Origin of the sequence: Protofrankia sp. Cas8, assembly GCF_963555845.1 — a bacterium.
In the GTDB taxonomy this organism is placed as follows: domain Bacteria; phylum Actinomycetota; class Actinomycetes; order Frankiales; family Frankiaceae; genus Protofrankia.
Genome location: NZ_CAUVXI010000282.1, coordinates 1,473 through 5,767 on the forward strand (window position 1 = coordinate 1,473; position 4,295 = coordinate 5,767).

The 4,295-nt window shown below is 68.3% G+C and carries 6 protein-coding genes and 1 pseudogene; 4 read left to right on the top strand and 3 right to left on the bottom strand.

From position 1 onward, the window contains the following. The 4 genes from U9977_RS25235 to U9977_RS27295 all read left to right on the top strand — a co-directional run. The coding region (locus U9977_RS25235) for a sensor histidine kinase (protein WP_322751778.1) at positions 1 to 867 on the top strand (867 nt) is incomplete at its 5' end. Continuing rightward, positions 864 to 1,586: a response regulator gene (locus U9977_RS25240; RefSeq protein ID WP_322751779.1), complete on the top strand. Its 723-nt coding sequence runs from the start codon at positions 864 to 866 to the stop codon at positions 1,584 to 1,586. The genes U9977_RS25235 and U9977_RS25240, both read left to right, overlap by 4 nt. 64 nt (positions 1,587 to 1,650) lie before the next feature. After that, entirely contained in the window at positions 1,651 to 1,932 is a 282-nt protein-coding gene (locus tag U9977_RS25245; RefSeq protein ID WP_322751780.1) for a type II toxin-antitoxin system Phd/YefM family antitoxin, read from the top strand. Further along, complete coding sequence (locus U9977_RS27295; protein WP_416210776.1) at positions 1,929 to 2,333, top strand: type II toxin-antitoxin system VapC family toxin; 405 nt, start codon at positions 1,929 to 1,931, stop codon at positions 2,331 to 2,333. The genes U9977_RS25245 and U9977_RS27295 overlap by 4 nt, the downstream gene beginning before the upstream one ends. A gap of 544 nt (positions 2,334 to 2,877) precedes the next feature. Here U9977_RS27295 and U9977_RS27300 read toward each other — a convergent pair. The 3 genes and pseudogenes from U9977_RS27300 to U9977_RS25260 all read right to left on the bottom strand — a co-directional run. Further along, a pseudogene (locus U9977_RS27300) lies at positions 2,878 to 3,927 on the bottom strand (recombinase family protein); the annotation flags it as partial. After that, on the bottom strand, positions 3,924 to 4,049 hold the full coding sequence (locus U9977_RS25255) for a hypothetical protein (protein WP_322751782.1): 126 nt from the start codon (positions 4,047 to 4,049) through the stop codon (positions 3,924 to 3,926). The pseudogene U9977_RS27300 and the gene U9977_RS25255, both read right to left, overlap by 4 nt. Before the next feature lie 28 nt (positions 4,050 to 4,077). Further along, on the bottom strand, positions 4,078 to 4,295 hold a 218-nt coding region (locus tag U9977_RS25260), incomplete at its 5' end, for a hypothetical protein (RefSeq protein ID WP_322751783.1).

Genomic DNA, 4,295 nt, shown 5'->3' on the forward strand with positions numbered 1-4,295 from the left:
CACCTGGCGTTGCGCGGCCGGGTCGTGGCGGGATCGGACCGCAGTGTGCTGACCGCGTTCGCCGCCCAAGCCGCCGTCGCGTTGGACCGCCACCGGCTCGCCGCCCAGGCTGCCGACGCCGCTGACCTGGCCGAAACCGACCGCACCCGCACCGCCCTGCTGGGCGCGGTCAGCCACGACCTGCGCAGTCCCCTGGCATCGGCGAAGGCCGCGGTGTCCAGCCTGCGGGCCTCCGACGTCTTCTGGACCCGCCAGGAACAGACCGATCTGCTCGCCACCGCCGACGAAAGCCTCGACCGGCTGACCCGACTGGTCGAAAACCTCCTGGACATGAGCCGTCTGCAGGCCGGCGCGCTGGCGGTGTCCAGGCAGCGGGTCGGGCTCGACGAGATCGTCCCGCGCGCACTCGACGAGCTCGGCCCAGCCGGGCACAGCATCGAAGTCGATCTACCTGAGACGCTCCCCGAAGTCAACGCCGACCCGCCCCTGCTCGAACGGGTCATCGCCAACCTGGTGGCCAACGCCGTCCGCCACTCCCCGGCTGGCCAGCCACCCCTGATCACCGCCAGCGCCCTCGGTGACCGGGTCGAACTACGCGTCATCGACCGTGGCCACGGCATCCCCGAAGCCGACCACGAACGCGTCTTCGCCCCGTTCCAGCGCCTGGGCGACCGGGACAACACCACCGGCGTCGGGCTCGGCCTCGCCCTGTCGCGCGGGCTCACCGAAGCGATGGACGGGCAGCTCACGCCCGAGGAAACCCCTGGGGGAGGACTTACCATGGTGCTGTCACTGCCCGCCGCGCCGCCCTACACCGCACTGTCGGATAGTTCGGATAGTTCGGATAGTTCGGATAATGAGGTATGACGCGCATTCTGATCGTCGACGACGACATGCAGATCCTGCGCGCACTGCGCATCACCCTGCACGCCCGCGGCTACGACGTCACCACCGCCGTCGCAGGCCGCCAGGCTCTCGCCGCCGCGCAGACCGGCCGGCCCGACATCGTCCTGCTCGACCTGGGCCTGCCCGACATCGACGGAACCGAGGTCATCCACGCCCTACGCGGGTGGACCAGCACGCCGATCATCGTGCTGTCCGGCCGTGCCGGCAGCGCGGACAAGATCGGCGCACTCGACGCCGGCGCCGACGACTACGTCACCAAACCCTTCCGCGTCGACGAGCTCCTCGCCCGACTACGTGCGGTGGCCCGCCGAACGCCGACGGCCACGGAGGCGCCCACGGCAACGGTCGGCGCCTACATCATCGACCTGGGCGCCCGACAGGTCACCCGTCGGCCCGGCGTTGGCGGCGACGAGGATGCCGACAGCCCCGAGCGCACCGGCCCGGTTACCATCCGGCTCACCCCCACCGAATGGCACCTGCTCGACGTCCTGCTCCGCAACCCCGAGAAGCTGATCACCTATCGGCAGCTTCTCCCCCACACCGGCGGACCCTCTCCCAAGGAACAAAGCCACTACCTGCGCGAGTACATGGGACGACTGCGCCGCAAACTTGAGCCGACCCCCGCGCGCCCCCGCCACTTCATCACCGAACCCGGCATGGGTTACCGGTTCCAGCCCTGACCACCCCACGATGAAGGTCTTCGCGGCACTTGATGTATCTACATAATGTAGGTACGTTCGACGCGTGGAAACCATCGGACTACGAGAACTCAATCAGAACCCTTCCAAGGCAGTGGCCCTGGTGCGCTCCGGAGTCTCGATCGTTGTCACGGACCGCGGCAAGCCGGTACTACGTATGGTGCCCGAGGTCGAGCAGCCGGGCGCTCTCCAGCGGATGGTCGCCACCGGCGACGCCAGCGCCCCCGCCGAGCGGGGCATGCCGGATGTGATCCCCGATCTGGTGCCAGCCGTCGAGAGCCTGGCCGAGATCCTCGTCGCGGACCGGGACCGGGAGCGCAGTCGTTGATCTATTTCGACGCCTGCGCCCTGCTGAAGTTCATCAAGCAGGAGAGGGAGACCGCTGCGCTGCGGACCTGGCGTGGGTTGCTTGCGGAAGGGACCGAACTGGTCACCAGCGGACTGACCCAGCTGGAGATCACCCGTACCTTGTTACGCGTGGGTGCCGACCACCAGCGGGTGCCCTATTTCATGGGCCAGGCCCTGCGAGGCGTGTATCTCGTGGACGTCACCAGCACCGTGCTCGCCCGCGCCATTGCCTACCGCGTTGCGAGGTTGGGTTCGCTTGACGCCATCCACCTGGCCAGCGCGGACCCGTTCCGCGGCGAGCTGACCGACTTCGTGACCTACGACCGGGAGCTGGCCGCCGCCGCCACTGATCTCGGCTTCCCGGTGAGCGCACCGTCCTGACCGGAAGCGTCGGTAGAAAACGCCGCCATGGCGCCCGCTCTTGTGGGTGCGCGGGTTCGGTTGCGTTCAGGGCTTCGGTGTGGTCAAGGGTTCCGGTCAGAGCGAGCCGCAGCGGTGCGCCCCGCCGGTTATCCACGATCTTTATTTGGATGTTGAGGAGGGCGTACAGGTCCCGGCGTTCCTCCGGGGTCGCGGTCGTCAACCGGGTGGCCGCGACCGCCGCCAGGTCCCGGACCGCTTGGACCTGTTGCGCGTGCGACGCCGCCTGTGCGTGGCGATCCGCGAGGGTCTGGCGACGTGCCTTGGCAGTACTCAGTTTGGTTTGCAGATCGCGGGACGCCGCCGCCACGGTGGCCGCGTCGAGCCCGCCGGCGGACAGGTTCACGATCGTGGTCGTGAGTGCCTGGTGCAACCGGTGGATCTCCCCGTCGGCTTTGGTGATCGCGTCGGTGTCGCCACCGTCGTGGGTGGCGATCAGTCCGGCGTGGTCCCCTGCGACCGAGGCCAGATACTCCGGATCAGCCAGGACCGCCCGGACCTGATTCCACACGGTGGCCTCGACCAGGTCCGCCACCACGGTGGGCTCCAGGCAGCGGACCCGCCCGGGGTGGCTTTTGCCGTAGCGGCAGCGGTACCGGCGGGGCTGACTGTGGTTGATCCGCCCGATCCCGTGCATCGGCGCCCCACAGGTACACAGCAACCGGCCGGTCAACGGATGACACACCCCCGGGCGGGCGGGTACCGACGTGGCCGCCAGATGGGCTTTGAGCCCCTGATACCGGTCGACGGACAGGAGCGCGGGCACGGTGAGCGTGACCGGACTGTGGTAGGTCGACCGGGCTTGTTTCGCCCAGGTCCACTGCCCGTCGAACTGCCCCCGGAGTAGAATGTTCCGTAGGTTGACATGGGTCCACCCCGCGGCTTTCCGCGGCCGGTAGCCGTGGGTGTTGAGCCAGGTCGCCGCCGCCACCGTACTCAACCCCTCATCGAGGAGAAGTCCGACCGCGACCCGGATCACCTCGGCTTCCCGATCGTCGAGGACCAGCCGGGGATGAGCGCCGGTACGGTCGAGCCGGTAGCCGTACGGTGCGTCCCCGCCGCCCCAGCCGCCTTGGGTGATCCGGGCGTGTTTCCCCGACGCGGTCCGTTCCCGGATCAAGTCCCGTTCGAACTCGGCGAACACCGCGAGCAGGTTCCGCAGCAGCCGCCCGGACGTGGTCGAGGAGTCCAGCGCTTCGGAGACCGACGCGAACGCGACCCCCCGATCGTCGAACTCGCCCAGGGTCGGGGCGAGATGCCGGGCGGATCGGCCGAACCGGTCGAGTTTGAACACCACGACCGCGTCCACCCCACCGGCCCGGACCGCCGCCATCAGCCCGTCCAGCTCCGGTCGTGACGCGTGCGCCCCGCTGACTCCCTCGTCTCGGTAGACGTGGACGACGGTCCAGCCCCGCGCAGTGCAGTACGCCGCACACGCCTTCTCCTGTTCCCCGAGCGAGGTTCCTTCCCGGGCCTGATCGTCGGAGGACACCCGGACGTAGACCACCGCCCGGCACGCCGCCCGCGCCGGGTACACCGCCTGCCGCCCGGTCACGCCACAGCCCCGTTCCCGGTGGGGGTGTAGCCGTGCGCGAGGAGGAACGAGGCCACATCGCCGTACCGTTCCCGGATCACCCGGGCTTCGGCCCGCTTGTCGTGCCCGGCCCGGAAGAACACCCGGGGATCCTCGATCCGCGCCCCGCAGTCACACCAGCACCAGCCGTTCGGAAACGCCCGCACATTCCCTGTCGACATTGAAGTCATCCAGAAACCATTCCTGTTTTCTTGATCCTATCAAAAGTGAGGCGGCGTTCCGCATGTTCTTCGTTGAAGCTATCCAAAAACCCTGTCTGGGTAATGTTGGTCGACGTTTCGCTCTTCTAGCGTGGATGAAATCTTGATTTTTCGATTGTTGTTGATCGT

Excerpts from the sequence above, each read along its gene's own strand:
- U9977_RS25240 (WP_322751779.1), top strand. The coding sequence starts at position 864 with ATGACGCGCATTCTGATCGTCGACGACGACATGCAGATCCTGCGCGCA.